At 35.3% G+C, this 21,150-nt stretch carries 16 protein-coding genes; 4 read left to right on the forward strand and 12 right to left on the reverse strand.

Going from position 1 to position 21,150, the window contains the following annotated elements; translation table 11 throughout:
* Window positions 1-200 precede the first annotated feature (200 nt).
* The 12 genes from lysS to ftsH form a co-directional block, all read right to left on the reverse strand.
* On the reverse strand, window positions 201-1,859 hold the full coding sequence (gene lysS, locus T537_RS0111310; protein WP_031558060.1) for a lysine--tRNA ligase: 1,659 nt from the start codon (window positions 1,857-1,859) through the stop codon (window positions 201-203).
* Window positions 1,860-1,962: 103 nt separating this feature from the next.
* Window positions 1,963-2,448: a transcription elongation factor GreA gene (greA, locus tag T537_RS0111315; RefSeq protein ID WP_027438811.1), complete on the reverse strand. Its 486-nt coding sequence runs from the start codon at window positions 2,446-2,448 to the stop codon at window positions 1,963-1,965.
* A 130-nt stretch (window positions 2,449-2,578) separates the two neighbouring features.
* The gene (gene dusB, locus T537_RS0111320; RefSeq protein WP_027438812.1) at window positions 2,579-3,553 is read right to left on the reverse strand and encodes a tRNA dihydrouridine synthase DusB; all 975 of its coding nucleotides are present in this window, start codon (window positions 3,551-3,553) and stop codon (window positions 2,579-2,581) included.
* 3 nt (window positions 3,554-3,556) lie between these two features.
* Window positions 3,557-3,886: a DUF6145 family protein gene (locus T537_RS0111325; protein ID WP_027438813.1), complete on the reverse strand. Its 330-nt coding sequence runs from the start codon at window positions 3,884-3,886 to the stop codon at window positions 3,557-3,559.
* Window positions 3,879-4,865, reverse strand: coding sequence for a biotin--[acetyl-CoA-carboxylase] ligase (locus tag T537_RS0111330; protein ID WP_031558062.1), 987 nt, complete (start codon window positions 4,863-4,865; stop codon window positions 3,879-3,881). The genes T537_RS0111325 and T537_RS0111330 overlap by 8 nt, the downstream gene beginning before the upstream one ends.
* A complete protein-coding gene (locus tag T537_RS0111335) occupies window positions 4,865-5,149 on the reverse strand; it encodes a hypothetical protein (RefSeq protein ID WP_027438815.1) in 285 nt (94 codons plus the stop codon). Before T537_RS0111335 ends, T537_RS0111330 begins: the two co-directional genes overlap by 1 nt.
* A gap of 30 nt (window positions 5,150-5,179) precedes the next feature.
* On the reverse strand, window positions 5,180-6,178 hold the full coding sequence (gene argF / locus T537_RS0111340) for an ornithine carbamoyltransferase (protein WP_027438816.1): 999 nt from the start codon (window positions 6,176-6,178) through the stop codon (window positions 5,180-5,182).
* Window positions 6,179-6,404: 226 nt separating this feature from the next.
* The gene (locus T537_RS12575; RefSeq protein WP_027438817.1) at window positions 6,405-7,418 is read right to left on the reverse strand and encodes a cell wall hydrolase; all 1,014 of its coding nucleotides are present in this window, start codon (window positions 7,416-7,418) and stop codon (window positions 6,405-6,407) included.
* A gap of 159 nt (window positions 7,419-7,577) precedes the next feature.
* Window positions 7,578-8,381 carry a TrmH family RNA methyltransferase gene (locus T537_RS0111350; RefSeq protein WP_027438818.1) on the reverse strand — a complete coding sequence of 268 codons (804 nt, stop codon included), beginning with the start codon at window positions 8,379-8,381 and terminating at the stop codon, window positions 7,578-7,580.
* 154 nt (window positions 8,382-8,535) lie between these two features.
* Entirely contained in the window at window positions 8,536-9,510 is a 975-nt protein-coding gene (gene pfkA / locus T537_RS0111355) for a 6-phosphofructokinase (protein ID WP_031558065.1), read from the reverse strand.
* A 195-nt stretch (window positions 9,511-9,705) separates the two neighbouring features.
* Window positions 9,706-13,242 (reverse strand): DNA polymerase III subunit alpha, encoded by a 3,537-nt coding sequence (locus T537_RS0111360; RefSeq protein WP_031558068.1) that lies wholly within the window; start codon window positions 13,240-13,242, stop codon window positions 9,706-9,708.
* Window positions 13,243-13,357: 115 nt separating this feature from the next.
* Window positions 13,358-15,463, reverse strand: a complete 2,106-nt coding sequence (gene ftsH / locus T537_RS0111365) for an ATP-dependent zinc metalloprotease FtsH (RefSeq protein ID WP_081823303.1) — start codon at window positions 15,461-15,463, stop codon at window positions 13,358-13,360.
* A gap of 290 nt (window positions 15,464-15,753) precedes the next feature.
* Here ftsH and T537_RS0111370 point away from each other — a divergent pair, with 290 nt between their 5' ends.
* The 4 genes from T537_RS0111370 to T537_RS0111385 all read left to right on the forward strand — a co-directional run bounded on the left by T537_RS0111370 (window position 15,754) and on the right by T537_RS0111385 (window position 21,142).
* On the forward strand, window positions 15,754-17,364 hold the full coding sequence (locus tag T537_RS0111370) for a CTP synthase (RefSeq protein ID WP_031558072.1): 1,611 nt from the start codon (window positions 15,754-15,756) through the stop codon (window positions 17,362-17,364).
* Window positions 17,365-17,565: 201 nt separating this feature from the next.
* Window positions 17,566-18,543: a TAXI family TRAP transporter solute-binding subunit gene (locus tag T537_RS0111375; RefSeq protein ID WP_027438822.1), complete on the forward strand. Its 978-nt coding sequence runs from the start codon at window positions 17,566-17,568 to the stop codon at window positions 18,541-18,543.
* Window positions 18,544-18,560: 17 nt separating this feature from the next.
* Window positions 18,561-20,522: a TRAP transporter permease gene (locus tag T537_RS0111380; RefSeq protein WP_330372612.1), complete on the forward strand. Its 1,962-nt coding sequence runs from the start codon at window positions 18,561-18,563 to the stop codon at window positions 20,520-20,522.
* An 8-nt stretch (window positions 20,523-20,530) separates the two neighbouring features.
* Window positions 20,531-21,142, forward strand: coding sequence for a cytidylate kinase-like family protein (locus T537_RS0111385; protein ID WP_031558077.1), 612 nt, complete (start codon window positions 20,531-20,533; stop codon window positions 21,140-21,142).
* The last annotated feature ends 8 nt before the right edge of the window (window positions 21,143-21,150 follow it).

A 21,150-nucleotide genomic window follows, 5' to 3' on the forward strand; every position in this document is an offset into this window, starting at 1 on the left:
AATGATTCTCATACAAGTTGTTCCTTGTTTGAGATAGTTATTTAATTGAAATTATTTGACACAAAGGACAACAAATTGTTTTGCATATTGCTTCACATGTGTCCCTTATGTTTTGCATATTTGTAACAATGCGTGTCGTACTAATATGGACTGTTTAAGGTCTATATGTAATACTTCGTACTCAAGCTGACGCGATTGAACTACTTCTGGGAACCGTTCGGAGTAGAACTAGTGTTCTGACTCTTCAGAGTTGGGAAGAGAAGTACATCTCTAATAGCTGGGCTATCTGTTAAGAGCATTGTTAATCTATCAATACCGTAACCGATACCGCCTGTAGGTGGCATACCGATTTCAAGGGCATATAAGAAGTCTTCATCTGTATGTTCTGCTTCGTCATCACCAGCTGCTGCATTAGCATCCTGTGCTGCGAAACGCTCACGCTGATCAATAGGATCATTTAATTCTGAGTATGCATTACACATTTCCCATGTATTACAGAAGAGCTCGAAACGTTCTACCTTAGAAGGATCTGTAGGCTTCTTCTTAGTTAATGGAGAAATTTCAATTGGATGATCTGTAATAAATGTTGGCTGAATTAAGTTCTCTTCAACATATTCTTCAAAGAATAAGTTAAGGATATCACCCTTCTTGTGGAATTCTTCAAAAGCAATTCCTCTTTCAGTAGCTAATGCCTTAGCTGCCTCATCATCAGCAACTTCATCAAAATCAACACCAGCATACTTCTTAACAGCTTCTGTCATAGTCATTCTTGCAAATGGCTTACCAAGGTCAATTTCCTTACCCTGGTATGTGATCTTAGTTGAACCACAAACCTTCTCAGCTAAGTAACGGAACATAGACTCTGTAAGTTCCATCATACCTTCATAGTCTGTATATGCCTGATATAATTCCATAAGAGTAAATTCTGGGTTATGACGTGTATCAACACCTTCATTTCTGAATACTCTACCAATTTCGAATACTCTCTCTAAACCACCAACGATAAGTCTCTTTAAATAAAGTTCAAGAGAAATACGAAGCTTAACATCTTCATCAAGTGAGTTATAGTGTGTTTCAAATGGTCTAGCAGCTGCACCACCAGCATTATGAACAAGCATTGGTGTCTCTACTTCCATGAAATCTCTATCTGCTAAGAAGTTTCTAATCTCTCTAATAATCTTAGAACGCTTAACAAATACTGCTCTTGAATCTTCATTCATAATTAAGTCAAGGTATCTCTGACGATATCTTGTATCTGTATCTGTAAGTCCATGGAACTTTTCTGGTAAAATCTGAAGTGACTTAGATAAAAGTGTCATTTCTGTTGCATGAATTGATACCTCACCTGTCATTGTTCTAAAGATATAACCCTTAACACCAAAAATATCACCAATATCAGACTTCTTAAAGTCTGCATAAACTTCATCACCTAATGCATCCTTAGATACATAAACCTGAATCTTACCCTTTAAGTCCTGGATATTAGCAAAAGAAGCTTTACCCATGACACGCTTGAAAAGCATTCTACCAGCAATTGAAACATTAATTGGCTGTGCATCAAGAAGTGCACGACGTTTATTATATGCTTCCTTTTTTGCCTGGCGATAAGCGCTGATTGTTTCATTGTCTGCACCTTCTGCAGGTTCAACAAGTTCAGGCTCTGTATAATCTTTTAAAATTTCCTTCTCATGCTCTTCATAGATTCTCTTTACTTCATCTGTGTGATGTGTTTGATCAAATTTAGTAATCTGAAAAGGATCCTTTCCTTCTGACTGTAAATTGGCTAACTTTTCACGACGAACCTTTACTAACTGATTAAGGTCTTGCTGTTCGCCCTTATTCTGACTATTATCTGCCATGGTTGTTCTCCTTTATATTATTTATTATTAACCGAAAACATGCTGTCCCCTCAAAAAACGAGAAGACAGCAATTAAATTCAGCTGAATTAGCTTTAATAGCAATTAGTTGTTATTTACTGCAACAATCTTATATTCAATCTCGCCTACTGGTGCTGCAACCTTAACAGTTGCACCAACCTTCTGGCCCATAAGTGCTGAACCAAGAGGAGATTCATTAGAAATCTTGTTGTTTAATGAATCTGCTTCAGATGAACCAACTATTGTATAAACAATATCGCCATCTTCTGGATAATCAACATCCTGAAGTGTAACTTCACTTTCAAGCTTTACTACCTTCTTACCACCCTTAGAATCATCTGAAATTACTTCAGCGTTACTAAGAATATCTTCAAGTTCTGCAATCTGAGCTTCGATGTCTCTTTGCTCATCTTTAGCTGCATCATATTCAGCATTTTCTGATAAATCGCCTTGTTCTCTTGCTTCTTTAAGCTTCTGAGCAACTTCTTTTCTTCTAACTACTTTTAATTCTTCGAGTAATGCAACTCTTTCTTCATATCCTTTTTTTGTAAGTAACTGTTTCTCTGCCATAGTTCTCACCTTTCGTACTATACTAAAATTTTCTTGCTCCTATCCCAAAGCTCGTCACAACATTATAAACTATGCATTTCTCGTTGTCAATCTGAACAAACTTTAGCAGATATTACGCAACTTTATTAGACTAAATCTTTGATAGCTCTTCTCTCATTTTTTCAACTAGACTTTTCATACCATCAAGAGATGTAACATGATTAGCTTCATTTCTTAATGCCGCAGCATGTTTTATTCCAGCTGTGTACCAAGCAAAATGTTTTCTCATTTCGCGAACGCCAGTAAATTCGCCCTTATATTCACATAGCATACTTGCGTGTCTTACTATCATATCGCAAATTTCTTCATAACTTGGTCTTTCAACTATCTTTCCTGTTTCAAGATATTCCTTTATTTCTCTAAAAATCCAAGGATTACCTCTTGCTGCTCGTCCAATCATTACTCCATCACAGCCAGTTTCATCTAGCATTCGCTTAGCTTCAATTCCTGAAGTCACATCACCATTTCCCCAAACTGGAATTGAAACTCTTTCTTTAACTTTTCGAATGATATCCCAGTTGGCTTTTCCTGAATAATACTGAGCTCTTGTTCTTCCATGAACTGCCACCGCAGCACCCCCGCATTCCTCAATGATGTGAGCAATCTCAGGAGCATTAATGCAAGTATCATCAAAACCTGTTCGAATCTTATATGTTACAGGTATAGGACAGGCCTTTACCATTGCTGTAACTATTTGTTCAACTAGCTTAGGATTTTTCATAAGAGATGAACCTTCGCCATTATTTACAACCTTTGGCACTGGACAACCCATATTTACATCAATAATATCCGGCTTTTTTTCTATAGCAATTTTTCTTGCCATATTAGCCATTATCTCAGGATCTGAGCCAAAAAGCTGTATTGCAATTGGATGTTCCTTATTATCCATAACCATAAGGTCATCTGTATTTTTATTATTATATAATATAGCTTTTGCGCTAACCATTTCTGTTACAAGATAACCACATCCCATTTCCTTAGCTAAAAGTCTATATGGTAAATCTGTAACTCCTGCCATTGGCGCAAGGGCTACGTTTGTTTCTATCTTTACATTACCGATTTGCATTTATTAACATTCCTCACCTAAAAAGAATACCTTATAAAACATCTCTAAGGACTCTAATAATTCAGCCTTTTCCTTCTGAGCTTTATTAACTAGCATTCCACAGGCAATTTCATCGTATAGCAAATCTTCCTCGTCTGCTTGGGACTTAAAGAGTAAATTTCCATCTTCGTCATATTCCATACTTAATATTCCGCCTACTTCTTCTGTAAAAAGTACGCACATTATCTTTAGTTCATCCTTAACATCGTCAGGAAGTTTGTCAAATTCAGGGTTAAAATAATATTTTTTATCATATGAATTTGAAACACATAAAACAACATTCTCATCAAACATAACTGTATAAACCTCTTACTGACACTTCTCCAGCTCTTACGCTTTCAAGTGCACCATCCTTCGTTTTTATTATTAATTCCCCCAATGAATTAATGCCAACTGCCTTACCTTCTATGGCAACAGCTCCTGTTGTTGACACTTCTCTTCCCTTGTTAATTAGCATTTTGTCATAGTCATTTACTAAATCTCCTAGGTCTTTTTTTACCATAAAGATATTATAGAATTTTTTGAACTCTTTTGAAAATGCTACAACTAACTGACTTCTATTAACTTTAACTCCTGTTAAAGAATATATAGAAGCTGCTATGTCCTTAATCTCATCTGGGAATTCTGTAGTATTAACATTGATTCCAATTCCTATTACAACGTAGTGAATATATTCTAATTCTGCACTCATCTCTGTTAAAATACCACATACTTTTCTTTCATTGATTACTATATCATTAGGCCACTTTATCTTGCAATCTGCCTCTGGCAATAAATCTTTTATTGCGGCAGCTACTGCCATTGCAGCTACAATAGTAAGCATTGACGCCTGTGACGGCATTATATCAGGTTTGAACAGAAGAGACATCCATATACCACTTCCCTTTGGGGAAACCCAATTTCTTCCTCTTCTTCCTCTTCCACCTGTCTGAGATTCTGTAATAAACAATTTTGGTTCTGAATTATAATCATCCCCTTGTCTCTTGGCTTCATTGTTGGTTGAATCAATTTCATCAAAATATTCTACCTTAGCTATAAAGCCATCGCTAAATTCTTTATTACTCTCAATCTCATAATCCTTAATTATATCAGGGCTATTAATTATCTTATATCCCTTATTACTTACGGACTCTATTTCATAGCCATCTTCCTTTAACTGATTAATCACCTTCCAGATTGCTGTTCTAGAAACTCCAAATTCCTCGCATAGCATCTGGCCTGAAATATAATCATTTGTATTTTTTAGTAATTTTAAAACATCTGTCTTAGTCATTAGATTGTCACCCTTAAAGTTAATATGCATAAAACTAAAAGCACTACTGCAACAGCAGTTAGTATACCACCTTTAACCGGCTCATATAAGATAAATTTCTTGGCCGCATTAGTTCCATTTACCACTGCACCTAGAAAGAATTCCAATGGAAAAAGTAATCCACTTCTACTTCTGAGAAAAATAATAGCAATAAATATAAAGCATATTACCACTGTTAGAAAAATATTAAGATAGTCTATAAATTTCTTGGTTCTTGCATAAGCACCCGTCGTTGTAAATTGCATTTTTTTGCTCCTTTAAGTTTATCTATAAAATTAATCGTTATATGCACCAAGTGTTGCAGCCATAACTGCCTTAATTGTATGCATACGATTTTCTGCTTCTTCAAATACAACAGATTTTTCAGATTCAAAAATCTCATCTGTTACTTCCATCTCATCAAGACCGAATTTATCATGAATTTCCTTACCAATCTTAGTCTTTAAATCATGGAATGCTGGAAGGCAATGCATAAATATTGCGTTAGAATTTGCATTGGCAAATGCCTCTTTATTAACCTGATATGGTTTAAGGACCTTTATTCTTTCTTCCCATACTTCATCAGGTTCTCCCATTGATACCCACACATCTGTGTATAAAACATTGGCATCTTCTGTAGCTTCCTTCACATCTTCTGTAAGTGTTACAGAGCCACCACTTTCCTTAGCCCATTCCTTACAAAGTGCAACTAATTCCTCATTAGGAAAATAGGCCTTGTTAGTGCAAGCCACATAGTGAAGTCCAAGCTTTGCACAAACTATCATAAGGGAATTGCCCATATTATATCTTGCATCTCCCATATATACAAACTTGATGCCCTTTAAATATCCAAATTTTTCTTTAATAGTTAACATATCTGCAAGCATCTGTGTTGGATGATATTCATTAGTTAAACCATTCCATACTGGCACATCTGAATATTTAGCAAGTGCCTCAACAATTTCCTGTCCATATCCTCTGTATTCAATTCCTTCATACATTGATGATAAAACCCTTGCTGTATCTGCTATACTTTCCTTCTTACCAATCTGTGAACCAGTTGGATCAAGATAGGTAGTACCCATTCCTAAGTCATGAGCTGCAACTTCAAATGAACAACGTGTTCTTGTACTTGTCTTTTCAAAAATCAAAGCCACATTTTTTCCAAGAAGAGGTTGATCAACGATTCCCTTCTTCTTCATGTCCTTTAATCTAGCTGCAAGATCTATTAAATACTCAATTTCCTCTGGTGTGTAGTCTTTAAGCGTTAAAAAATCTCTTCCCTTTAAATTCATCATTTTTCCTCCATAAATAACATTTACTAACATATAATCCAAGTATTAAAGCCTGCTTCCTCATTCACGCCTTATACCTTAAAGGATTTTACAATTATAAACCAATTACTTTGTAATTGCAATGTAGCCTCGTACCAGCGCAAAGCGCACTAAGACGTGCGAGGTTCACACTTAACATAAAAAAAGAGGCCGATAACTCGACCTCAAGTATTAATGTATATATAAACTAGTAAAAAACATGATTTCCAATGATTGAGTACTTTGATAAAGCATTTAGATTAGCACTTGATACTGTTCTAAATGATGAATAACTGCCAACATTATTAGTTCCTGAAATTGCTTCAAGAGCTGCAGTCATACATGATGAATAGTATGGTCCATTGCTTAATCTATTAGAAAATGCTGTTGATGCACTTCCTGAACCATTAGATACTCCTGAGAATTGTGATCTTGCATAAACAACACTCTGAATTGTGTTGCCCCAATAACCTGAACGTAATCTATTAAGAATTACATTAGCTACTGCAAGCTTTCCTTCATAACTCTCTGTTCCTGCTTCCCAATCAATTACACATGCCATAATCCAAATTTCTTCGTCTGAAAGTGTGATTGTTGGGTTATAAGTAATGTTTGTTCCGTCAATTGTGTTAGCTATAATTGCTGCTTTTCTTGCTGCCTCTGCATCTTCTGCAGCCTTTCTTGCTTTCTCAGCGTCCTCTGCAGCTTTTCTTGCTGCTTCTGCTTCTTCAGCTTCCTTAGCCTCTTTAGCTTCAGCTTCTTCAATAGTATAGGCACTCTGAATCTGTGATTCATCGAGTCCTTCTGCCATGCTTTCGGCTTCTTCGCCGAATAATAAATATTGGGTTCTAACATAACCCTTAACATTTCCTGATGAAATTAATGTCCAATCATTCGATACTTCTTCTGTGTCAACTACTGTATTCTCATATAATCTACCAATTGGTTGTGTGCTTTCATCTGCCTCACCAAATACATCTAGGTAAGGACTTGTAACTGCGAGAGCTCTATTGTAAAAAGAACTCTGTGATGTCTCATATCCAGTCTCTACTTCTTCAACAGTATTAGCTGAGTATGATGCGGTCTTAACTACGGTATCAGTAATTCCACTTTTCTGTTCATAGCTAGTCCCAGCATCTGCTATTACAGGCAATAATGGCGAAATGCCCATTATGATTGCAGCGCCTAAGTAACAAGCAGCCTTGGTACTTCTAAGTCTCATAAAGTATTTCCCTTTCCGGCGTTTGTAACACCTATGACAAAATGTTACGTAAATGTTACATTTTGTTACGGCATATGTTACCAAAATTACATCTTTTTGTCAAATATGTTACAAAGCCCAGTAGTTAAGCCGGTTTGACGATATTTAATTTTTTTATTATTACATTCTCTGTCGTAATGATTCGTAACAAAGTATTGTAGTTGCTATTGCTGCATTAAGTGATTCAACTTCTCCCTCCATTGGGATTTTAATAAGTTTTGTAGCTAAATTACTTGCTTTATCTGTTAAACCATTGCCTTCATTGCCAATTAAAAAAGCTGTAGGCTTTGTAAAATCTGCTCCCTTATAAACATTATCCCCCTTTAAATGAGCTGCATATGTATTTATCCCCATTTTATTTAACTTATCAATAGTCTCATAAAAATCTTCCACATACACAAATGGCATTCTATAAAGTGCTCCCATTGTTGACCTAATTGTCTTTGGATTATATACATCAACTGTATTAGCACTCATAATAACACCTGTTACACCTGCACCCTCTGCCATCCTTAAAATTGTTCCTAGATTTCCAGGATCTTGCAAATTTTCCAAACATATTAAAAGGGGCTGTTTATTTGAAGTATTTGAATTATTATTTACTAATACTATATTTTCAATGTCCATTTCTTTCATAGCGATTACAGCCATTACTCCCTGGGGTGTCTGTGTATCTGACATCTTACGAAATACGTTATCTTCTACAATTTCAAGCTTATCATCATTTATTAAATCATGAATTAATATTTCATTATCCTTATAATAGCTCTCTGAAACATATACTTTTACTATTCTTTCCTTTGGAGCCTCTTTTACCATTCTAATTCCTTCTACTACAAATTCTTTAGAATTTTTTCTCTCCTTAGATTTCTTATTTAAATTAATAATATGCTTAACTTGATTATTACTTGTACTTGTAATCATATTTTTTACCTCTTTTTACTATTCATATATTGCGCACATATTATATCAAAAGGTGCCGTATATTACTACGGCACCTCTTCATCTTCTTATTATTATCTTATTATAAAGGTGGATATTTCTCCACTTATCTAGCATTATATTGCATTTCTTCTTATTATTTAGAAAGAAGGTTACTTACATCAAATTCATATTCATTGATATCTTTCTTCATAGCTAATGCTTCATTAATATCATAATCTGTAAACTTACCATCCTTATAAGCTACTACTCTGTTAGACTTTCCTTCGTTAAGAAGATCTACAGCGTAAGCACCCATAATTGATGCATACATTCTATCCTTACATGTTGGAGATCCACCACGCTGCATGTAACCTAAGATTGTTGCTCTTGTCTCAATACCTGTTGCAGCTTCGATTCTTCTAGCCATGCCAGTTGAATGTCCGATACCTTCAGCATTAATAATTAAGTGATGCTTCTTACCCTTCTTACGGCCTTCAATAATGTGGTTAATAATTGCCTGTTCATCACAATCATATCTTTCTGGAAGAAGAATATCTTCAGCACCATTAGCAATACCACACCATAAAGCTATATAACCTGCGTTACGTCCCATAACTTCAATAATAGAACAACGTTCATGAGATGTAGATGTATCACGAATCTTATCAATAGCTTCCATTGCTGTATTAACTGCTGTATCAAAACCAATTGTATATTCTGTACATGCAATATCAAGATCAATAGTTCCTGGAACACCGATTGTGTTAATTCCGTGAGCAGCTAAATCCTTAGCACCTCTAAATGAACCGTCACCACCGATTACAACAATGCCGTCAATTCCAGCCTTCTTACAATTTTCTGCTGCCTTCTTAACACCTTCTTCTGTCATGAATTCAAGACATCTAGCTGTGTAAAGAATTGTACCACCCTTCTGAATAATATCAGAAACGCTGTGTTTATCCATATCAACGATTTCATTATTAATTAAACCGTTGTATCCCTTCTCTATACCCTTTACTTTAAGTCCTTTATTAATTGCAGTTCTAACAACCGCTCTGATTGCTGCGTTCATACCTGGAGCATCTCCACCACTAGTTAAAACGCCAATTGTCTTAATTTCCTTTGCCATAATATACCCTTTCCAATGGTTAAATAATTATCAATCCTTTTATATAACTAACGCTACACCCGATAAAATCTATATTTAACAAATTGTTAGTTATCTTCTAGGTTTAACCATTTCACGTCCATTACCCTTATATGTTAACACATTAACAAAGATTTGTGTATAGAAATGAGTACATTTTTCAAAAAGTTAATAATCTTAAGTTGTCTCCACGTTCTTAACTCCAAACTGCTTTCTTAAATCTGCAATAAGTCCGGAATCAATACTAATTAAAGGATTTCCATCAAGGCTTAGTCTTTGTTTTTCCTTAGTACAATAAATAATTACACTGTCCTTTCCTGGTCTGTTTCCTATTGTATTAACTAAGGCCTCCTTATTAGCATTATACATATCTAAGCTCTCAAATCTTACCCATAATTTTCTTGCTATACTATCAAATGAAATAACTTTATCGCAAATAAGCTTAGCTTTTTCATCCACATTGGCCTGAACCTTACCTGTAATAAATACTTTATTAGCACTTTCAATTACAGCTCTATTACTAATAAAATTACGTGGGAACACTATAACTTCCACATCACCAACTAAATCCTCAATTGTTAAAAAGGCCATTAACTGTCCATTTTTAGTACTCTTAATTGTCTTATTAATAATCATTCCACCAATTGTTTGATTTGACATATCAGAAACCTTTGTTTCACCTGTTTCCTCATCTAATTCAAAATCCGTAGACATAGCTGATATATGTTTTTTCCACATACCTGAGTATTCATCAAGAGGATGTCCACTTACATATACACCTAATACTTCCTTCTCAAATTCAAGAAGTTCTTCTTTATTATAGTCTTTAATCTTAGGCATTGGAATTTCATAACCTATCTTGGCGTCATCTGATACTAAATCAAATAAGGACAACTGGCCTGACATGGCATCCTTATTCTTTTTATTAGCTGTATCAAGCATCTTGTCATATACTGTTAACATCGAACGTCTATTATCATAGAATTCGTCAAAAGCTCCTGCCTTTATGAAGTTTTCAAGGGCTCTCTTATTTAATTCCTGACACATTCTGTTAATAAAATCCTGCATAGACTTAAATTCTTCGTGTTCTCTTCTATCTTGCAAAATAGCATTAATGGTAGGTCTACCAAGATTCTTAATAGCTGATAAGCCAAATCTAATTGCACCATTTTCAACACTAAAGCCCATTTCTGATTTATTTACATTTGGAGGTAAAATATCAATTCCCATCTGTCTGCAAGAGTAAATATATTCTGCAACCTTATCTGTTCTATCAATTACTGATGTCATTAGGGCAGCCATAAATTCCACTGGATAATATGTCTTTAAATAAGCTGTCTGGAATGAAACTACCGCATAACAAGCCGCATGTGACTTATTAAAGGCATACTTTGCAAAATCTATCATTTCATCGTAGATTTTTCCTGCAATCTCTTCGCTAATTCCATTCTTTATACAGCCCTTAACTCCCTCTTCTTCATTACCATAAATAAAGTTTTTACGTTCCTGTTCCATGACATAGGCTTTTTTCTTAGACATGGCACGACGTACTAAATCTGAACGACCCCATGAATATCCAGCTAAATCTCGAACGATCTGCATAACCTGTTCCTGATAAACAATACATCCATAGGTTGGCTTTAGGATTGCTTCAAGCTGAGGGCAATCATAAACTACCTTTTCCGGATTGTTTTTTCCTTCTATATATTGAGGAATAAAATCCATTGGTCCTGGTCTATATAGAGAGATTCCCGCTATTAAATCTTCTAAGTTCTGTGGTTTTAGTTCCTTCATGAAGGATTTCATACCTGCTGATTCAAGCTGGAATATACCATCACATTTACCTGTTCCAATTGCATCAAAAACATTCTTATCTGAATAGTCGATTTTATCCATATCAAATTCCGGATTTTTCTCTCTTACTAAATCAGCTGCATCTTTAATAACCGTAAGGGTTCTAAGGCCTAAGAAGTCCATCTTTAAAAGTCCTAATTCTTCAAGGGTTGTCATTACAAACTGAGCAACAATTGCCCCATCAGAACCCACTGATAAAGGTACGTATTCATCTACAGGTTTACCACTAATTAGTACACCAGCAGCGTGCATTGAAGCATGTCTTGGCAAGCCTTCTAGGCTCTTTGACTTATCTATTAATTCCTTAACAGTTGGGTCACTTTCATACATTTGCTTTAAATCTGGATTACTCTTTAATGCCTTATCTATTGTAATTCCAATTTCCCTTGGCACAAGTTTGGCAATAGAATCAACCATGGCAAATGGTAAATCAAGTACTCTACCAACATCCTTAATTACAGCACGAGCTGCCATTGTACCAAAGGTTACAATCTGGCTTACACAATCTTTGCCATATTTTTCTACAACATAATCAATTACGTCCTGTCTATGCTCGTAGCAAAAATCCACGTCAATATCAGGCATGGATACACGTTCTGGGTTTAAGAATCGCTCAAAAATCAAGCTATAGCTAATAGGGTCTAAATCTGTAATACCCATACAATAAGAAACAATACTACCTGCTGCCGAACCTCTACCTGGTCCTACAGGGATATTATGTGTCTTAGCATAATTAATGTAATCCCACACAATAAGGAAATAATCTACATATCCCATAGAATAGATTACTGATAATTCATATGCTAATCGCTGAAAAATATTATTAGTATCCTCTGCAGGCTTAATAACAACATCTTTTCTATCTTCAACAGATTCAGCCTCGGCTTTTTTTACATATTCTTCTACAGATAAATCCTTGCACTGCTCTGGATAACGCTTCTTTAAACCAGAATAGCATAAATAATTTAAATATGTCCAAGAGCTATACCCTTCTGGCACTTCAAAATGTGGTAATTTTGTTACACCAAATTCAATTTCCACATTACATCTCATAGCTATTTTATGAGTATTCTCTAAGCTTTCTGGAGCGTACTTAAATAAAGCTGCCATTTCTTCCTTACTCTTTAAGTAATACTGGCCGCCTTCATATCTCATTCTATTCTCATCTGAGACCTTCTTACCTGTCTGTATACAAAGTAATATATCATGTGCATCTGCATCTTCTGCGTTGATATAGTGAATATCATTAGTACATACAAGTTCAATTCCTGTTTCCTTAGCAATTCTTAAAATCTGCGGATTCACCATTCTTTGCTCGGCTATTCCATGATCTTGTAATTCCAAAAAGAAATTGCCCTTACCAAAAATCTCTTCATATTCTAGGGCTACTGCCTTAGCATCTTCATACATTCCCCTTGTTAAAAATCTAGGGATTTCACCTGCAAGGCAAGCTGAAAGAGCTATAATTCCCTTTCTATACTTTCTTAGCAATTCCTTATCAACTCGTGGCTTATAATAAAAACCTTCTGTAAATCCTCTTGATACAATCTTCATTAAGTTATTGTATCCTTCATTATTCTCAGCCAATAATACTAAATGATTATATTTATCATCACTAGCTCCAGAGGTCTTATCAAATCTTGAGCCTGGAGCAACATAAACTTCGCAACCAAGTATTGGCTTAATACCAGCTTCCTTACAAGCTTTATAAAAATCTATAACACCATACATTACACCATGATCTGTGATTGCTAAACTATCCATTCCAAGTTCCTTAGCCCTTGCAACAAGTTCCTTTATCTTACAAGATCCATCAAGTAATGAATATTCCGTATGGACGTGTAAATGCGTAAAATCCATATTTTTTTACCCTTCTTCTTATATTCTTAATTATGCCTATTAAAAAATAGGCCTATGTAAAAACATAAGCCTATTATAAATCATATATAAAAAATTATCCACGAGACATAAACATTTATTCGTCTTCAACTTCAGTTTTTTCAACTTTAGTTTCTTCTACCTCTGTTTCTTTGGAAGTTATTAGATCTTCATTAGCATCCTTCCAAATTTCAGATTCTGCAGGTCCACTAATTGTAGATGAATAAGTTCCATCTTCATTAAATGTAACTGATTCTGCTACCTTTTCTGAAGTTGTGAAATCACTTGTATCTACTGGTTCAGGAATTCCTTTAGCTTCTCTAAAAATCTTCATAAATTCCTTACCTGTAATTGTTTCATGGTCATAGAGATAATGAGCTAATTTATCCATTACTTCTCTATTCTCTTTGATTATTGATTTAGCTTCTTCATAAGCTTCCATAATCATCTTACGAACTTCTTCATCTATCTGTGCTTCAGTAGTTGGTGAACAATTCATCTGAGAATGGCCACTTAAATACTGGTCTTCAACTGTTGATAATGCAACAAGTCCAAATTTTTCTGACATACCATACTGTGTAATCATTACCTTAGCAAGATTTGTTGCCTTCTTAATATCATCTGATGCACCATTTGTAACAGAACCAATAACTATTTCTTCTGCTGCACGTCCACCAACAAGTGATACTAAATCTGTCATCATCTCTTCTCTTGATTCTAGGTGTTTTTCTTCTTCTGGGAAGTTAAGAACATAACCTAGAGAACCATTAGTATGTGGTATGATTGTGATTTTTTGAACTGGATCTGAATTATTCTTAATTGCTCGAATAATTGCATGTCCGATTTCATGATAAGCCACAATTCTTTTTTCTTTCTTAGTAAGAACTCGCTCTTTCTTCTCTTTACCTGCAACTACTACATCAAATGCCTTCATTAAGTCTGCCTGAGTTACAATGCTTCTGCCTTCCTTAACAGCACCAATAGCAGCTTCGTTAACCATATTAGCAAGATCTGAACCTACTAAACCGCTTGTTGCTAGAGCTAATTCTTCAAAATCTACAGAATCATCCATAAGGACATCCTTTGAATGTACCTTAAGTGTTTCAATTCTACCCTTCTTATCAGGTCTATCAACTGTGATTCTTCTATCTAAACGACCTGGTCTAAGTAAGGCCTTATCAAGTACTTCTGGTCTATTAGTAGCAGCTAAGATAAAGATACCCTTTGACGAATCAAAACCATCCATTTCAGATAATAACTGGTTTAATGTCTGTTCACGTTCGTCATTACCACTGCCATATCTTGAATCTCTACTCTTACCAATAGCATCAATTTCATCAATAAATATAATACAAGGTGCCTGCTTTGTAGCTTCTTTAAATAAATCACGTACACGAGATGCACCTACACCAACAAACATTTCTACAAAATCAGAACCTGCAAGGGAGAAAAATGGAACATTAGCCTCACCTGCAACTGCCTTAGCTAAAAGTGTCTTACCTGTTCCTGGAGGTCCTACAAGTAATGCTCCCTTAGGTAGTTTAGCTCCGATTTTTGCATACTTATCAGGATTATGTAAGAAATCAACGATTTCTGTAAGAGACTCCTTAGCCTCATCCTGTCCTGCTACATTCTTAAATGTAACACCTGTTTTTTTCTGAACATAGATCTTAGCATTGCTCTTACCTACGCTCATTCCCATACCCATGCCGCCGCTCTTAGCGATTTTTCTATAAACAACAGCAAATACAAGATAAAGTAATAATATTGGCAATACATATGACACAAGGAATTCAACTATTAATGAATTTGAATCCGGAATATGTCCCTTAAATGAAATATCCTTTCTCTTAAGAAGTGGTACTAAGGATTCATCACTAACATAACCTGTATAATATGTATATTTAATTCCTGTTAAATTTGATTCTTTAGCCACATCATCCGTTGGATAAATAAGAATTCTATCCTTTTCTAATGATACTGACTCAACCTGTCCATCGTCTATCATCTGAAGGAATTCATTGTATGTAACTTCCTTATATGTAGCACTTTGGAAAAGAGAATTAAGAAGTGTGATTGCAATAAAAGTTACAACAGCAGCTATAATAACAAAAATTATAAGACTGGTATTCTTTGGTTTTTTGTTATTGTCATTGTTGTCTTTATTACGATCATCACGATTATTATCGTAATTATTAGCCATTTATTTATATTCTCCTTATTATTAATAATCTAATGTCACGTTTTTGATAAAGCTAGTAAACATTAAGTTTTATCACACTAACATAATTAATTATAAAGAAGGGATTTTCATAAATCAATAAAAATCAGATAGATTTTCTTAAAGTTATATAAAGAATGGGCTAGACAATTTTTTTATTACGAGTTATAATACCAAAGTTATTTTTTAAATCAAGTCGTATGCGTGGCATCAAACCAAAGGTGGTATGGGTGACACGCCTACGACTTTCTTTATTTTTTGGAGGTATATTAATGGCAGTTAAGTACGTATTTGTTACAGGTGGTGTTGTTTCCGGACTCGGTAAGGGTATTACAGCAGCTTCTCTTGGCAGACTTCTTAAGGCACGTGGTTACAAGGTAACTATGCAGAAGTTTGATCCATATATTAATATTGATCCAGGAACTATGAATCCTATTCAGCATGGTGAAGTTTTCGTAACTGATGACGGGGCAGAGACAGATCTTGACCTTGGTCATTATGAAAGATTTATAGATGAAAGTCTAACTAAAAACTCTAACGTTACAACAGGTAAAGTTTATTGGTCAGTACTTCAAAAAGAACGTAGAGGTGATTTTGGTGGAGGCACTGTTCAGGTAATTCCTCATATCACTAACGAAATTAAGAGCCGTTTCTTTAGAGATTACACAGATGATGAAACAAAAATTGCTATCATTGAAGTTGGCGGTACTGTAGGTGATATTGAATCTCAGCCATTCCTTGAGGCAATTAGACAGTTCCAGCATGAAGTTGGTAAGGAAAATGCAATTCTTATCCACGTAACACTTATTCCTTATCTTAAGGCTTCTGGTGAAATGAAGACAAAGCCTACACAGGCTTCTGTTAAGGAATTACAGGGTATGGGAATTATGCCAGATATCCTAGTATGTAGAACAGAACATCCACTTGAACCAGGTATTAAGGATAAAATTGCTTTATTCTGTAATGTACCAAAGTCTCACGTTTTACAGAACTTAGATGTAGAAATTCTTTACGATGCTCCACTTGCAATGGAGGAAGAACATTTAGCAGAAGTTGCTTGCGAATGCTTAAAGCTTCCTTGCCCAGAACCAGACCTTACAGAATGGAAGCAAATGTGCTACAACGCCAAACATCCAACTAAAAAAGTTAAGGTTGCCTTAGTTGGTAAATATATTTCACTCCACGATGCTTATATCTCAGTAGTTGAGGCTCTTAAGCACGGCGGTATTACTAACCTTGCTGAAGTTGAAATCAAATGGGTAGATTCTGAAACAGTTACTAATGATAACGCCAAAGAAATTCTTGGCGATGTTTCAGGTATCTTGGTTCCAGGTGGTTTTGGTAACAGAGGTATTGAAGGAAAAATTGCTGCAATTAAGTTTGCAAGGGAAAATAACATCCCATTCCTTGGTTTATGCCTTGGTATGCAGTTATCAATTGTTGAATTTGCAAGAGATGTTGTAGGTTATGATGATGCACATTCTGTAGAATTAGACCCTAATACAACACATCCAGTTATTCACCTTATGCCAGATCAGGAAGGTATCGATGATATCGGTGGTACTCTTAGACTTGGCTCTTACCCATGTGTACTTAATAAGAATTCACTTGCTTATAAGTTATATGGTGAAGAAACAATTCATGAGCGTCATAGACATAGATACGAAGTAAACAATGATTTCCGTAAGGTTCTTACAGAAAAAGGTATGCTTCTTTCTGGTATTTCACCAGATGGTAGAATTGTAGAAATGGTTGAAATTCCTACTCATCCTTGGTTTGTTGCTACACAGGCTCACCCAGAACTTAAGTCTCGTCCTAATAGACCACATCCTTTATTCAAGGGATTTGTTGAGGCAGCACTTAAATATCAGGATAATAACTAATATCTCTTATAATAGTAATAAATAGTGATTAATATACATCCCCAACTCTTATAATATGTAGAGAAACACGTATTTTTAAGATTTTGGGGATGTTTTTTTAGTATTTTTATGAAGCTTTACCAAGCTTTATTTATCCACTTTAATGTGGTATAAATATATAGAATTAAATCAAGAAAATTTAAATAAGAATGGAGAAAAGACATGCGAAAAATCAAAAAATTATGTGCATGCCTTGTCTGCATGTGCCTAATGATTGGCGCTATGACAGGATGTTCACAGTCGTCATCACGAATGATGTTTGGAACCGGCGGTACTGCTGGTACTTATTACTCATATGGCGGAGTAATTGCACAGTATATGAAGACATATGCTAACGTTAAAGCCGTTGCCGTTTCAACAGGAGGATCTAAGGTTAATATTCAAAGTATCCAAGATGGAGATTTCCAATTAGGATTTACTCAATCAGATGTTATGACATATGCATGGGAAGGAACTAGAGCATTTGAACAAGATGGAGCAACAACAGATTTTAGAGTTTTAGGCTCATTATATGCCGAAACTGTACAGATAATCACAATGGATAAATCTATTACATCTGTAAATGACCTAAAGGGCAAGAGAGTTTCTATAGGTCAGGCTGGATCAGGTGTTTATTTTAATGCTATTGATATCCTTGAATCTGCAGGTATTGGACTTGATGATATTAAGCCACAGTATCAGTCTTTTGAAGATTCAAAGGAAGCTCTTAAGGATGGACGTATTGATGCAGCATTTATTGTAGCTGGTGCACCAACAACAGCCATTACAGAGCTTGCTACAACTAATGGTGTAGAACTTATTAATATTGACAATGAATTACAACAAACAATATTGCAAAATTGTCCATATTACAAGCCATACACAATTCCTGCTGGTACATATCCTGGCCAGACAGAGGATGTTCAGACAGTTACTGTAGAAGCTACAATTATTATTTCAGATGACGTGGATGAAGAAACTGCTTATAATCTTACAGCAGCAATTTTTGATCATACTGAAGAAATTGTACTTGAAAATGCCAAGGGTAAAGAATTATCCCTTGAAACAGCAACTGATATCACAACTGTACCTTATCACAAGGGTGCTGCTAGATATTATGCCGAAAAAGGCTACAATGTAAATTCAGATATCAATAACTAAAAAGGAGGACTTAAATATTGAGCGATAACAACAATATGAAGACTTCAGCACCTGAAGTTTCCAAAGAAACTATTGACGCCGTTATGAAAAAATACGACAGAGAAAGTAACACTCGTATTTGGGAAGGCAAGCCAAAGATTGCCATTACTCTTATATTAGTAGCATTTTCATTATGGTGTATTTATATAACACTTTTTGCAACTTTCCTTGAAGAAATAAGACTTACTTCTTTTATGGGACTTATTATTCTTATGGGATTTTTAATTTACCCTGCTAAAAAGGGTGAACAAAAGCCAAATCATATTCCTGTATATGATATTATTTTTACAATACTAGGAACAGGCTCATACATGTATTTTACATTTAATGCCAATAAGATTATTAATCAGGGTACTAGATTTGAATGGTATCAAATTATCATCGGCATCATTGCCATAGCTGCCCTTGTAGAAGTAACAAGACGATGCGTTGGTATTCCAATTTTAGTTGTAGCTGCTGTTTTCGTAATTTATGCTTTAACTATTGGACTTACTAACCCAGAATTTTTTGGTAGACTTAAGTATTTAGTAAGAAACCTCTTCTACACTAAGGAAGGCATTTTTTCTACACCGGTTAATGTGTGTTCAAAATTTATTGTAGTATTTATTATATTTGGTGCATTCCTTGAAAAAACAGGAATTTCAGAATTCTTTATTAAACTTGCTAATAGCGTGGCAGGTAGATTTGCCGGTGGTCCTGCAAAGGTAGCTGTTATTTCATCTGCTCTTTGTGGTATGGTGTCTGGTTCATCAGTTGGTAATACAGTAACTACAGGTTCTGTTACAATTCCAATGATGAAGGAAACAGGTTACAAGCCAGAATTTGCAGGCGCTGTTGAAGCTGCTTCTTCAACTGGTGGACAGATTATGCCACCTATTATGGGTGCTGCTGCTTTCCTTATGGCAGATTTTGTTGGCGTACCTTACTCAAGTATTATTGGAAGAGCTATTCTTCCTGCAGTACTTTATTTCTTAGGTATTTTTATCTCAGTTCATCTAGAAGCTAAAAAGCTTAGACTTACTGGAATTCCTAAGGAACAGCTTCCTAAGATTAGTAAGCTTATTAAGAAGATTTACCTATTACTTCCTCTTGTAATGTTAGTTGTATGGGTATCTGGTAACTTTATGACAATGCAAAAAGCTGCTGCTTTAGCTATTATTCTTTCAATTGTAGTAAGCTTATTTGATAAAGATAACAGAATTAATTTTAAGAAGATTTTAGAAGCCCTTGAACAGGGTGGAAAAAGCGCAATTACTGTAGGTGCTGCCTGCGGTGTTGCTGGTATTATAAGTGGTGCTATTACAATGACAGGTCTTGCTAATGATATGATCAATGCTATCGTTGGTGTTGCTGGTAACCACTTAATTATTGCATTAGTATTAACAATGCTTTGCTGTATCGTTCTTGGCATGGGTGTTCCTACTACAGCTAACTACTGTATTATGGCTGCCACAACAGCTCCAATCCTTATTAGAATGGGCGTTCCTACAATGGCTGCTCACTTCTTTGTATTCTATTTTGGTATTGTTGCTGATATTACACCACCTGTTGCTCTTGCAGCTTACGCAGGTTCTGCTATAGCTAAGAGTAATCCGATGAAAACTGCATTCCAGGCATCAAAGCTTGCCATTGCAGCCTTTATCGTACCTTATATGTTCTGCTACAACCCAGCAATGTTACTTATTAACACTAATCCTCTTGATGTGGCATTTATCTGCGTTACATCAGTACTTGGTGTATTTGGTTTAGCAGCAGCACTAGAAGGCTATTGTTTCACAGACATGAATCCTTTAATCAGAATCCTAGTTGCCGCTGGTGGTCTTATGTTAATACATCCATCAACAACAACAGATTTACTTGGATTATTATTACTAGTTTGCGGATTAGTCTTCCTTTACATTCGTTCTAAAAATAAACAAATAAAAACTAAAGCTAACTAGGAGGGGTTATGGAAAACTTAAATTATCCAGTTATAACAATCAGTAGAGAATATGCAGCATTTGGACGTACAGTTGCTAAACGTCTTGCTGACACTTTAGGAATTCCTTTCTACGACAAGGATTTCGTTAAGGAAACTGCTAAAAGAAGCGGTTACTCAGAAGAAGATATTAGAAGAGAAGGCGAAGCTATGAGCCGTGCTACTCGATTTATGAACAGCCTTATGAACAATGCCATGGTTTATACAAGCTCATATGATGGAATCTTCCATGCACAAAAAGAAGTTATTATTAACCTATCTAAGGAACCATGTATTATTGTTGGACGTTGTGCTGGATATGTACTAAGAGAAGCAGGAATTCCTTCTTTTAATGTTTTTCTTTATGCTGATAAAGATGTTCGTACAAAAAGAGCTGGGGAACTAGAAGAAAATGCTGGTATTAATCCCAAAAAAGCCAGAGAACGTCACGACATTCTTAGAGAAACATATTATAAGCAGTACACTCATCAGGAAATGGGTGATTATCACAACTATGATATTTGCTTAAATACAGGTGTTATTGGACCAGAAAGATGTGCGGATATTATAGCGGATATAGTTAGAAGGGGAGCTTGCAACTAACCTTTCTA

The organism is Lachnospira multipara LB2003 (assembly GCF_000702205.1).
Classification (GTDB): Bacteria; Bacillota; Clostridia; order Lachnospirales; family Lachnospiraceae; genus Lachnospira; species Lachnospira multipara_A.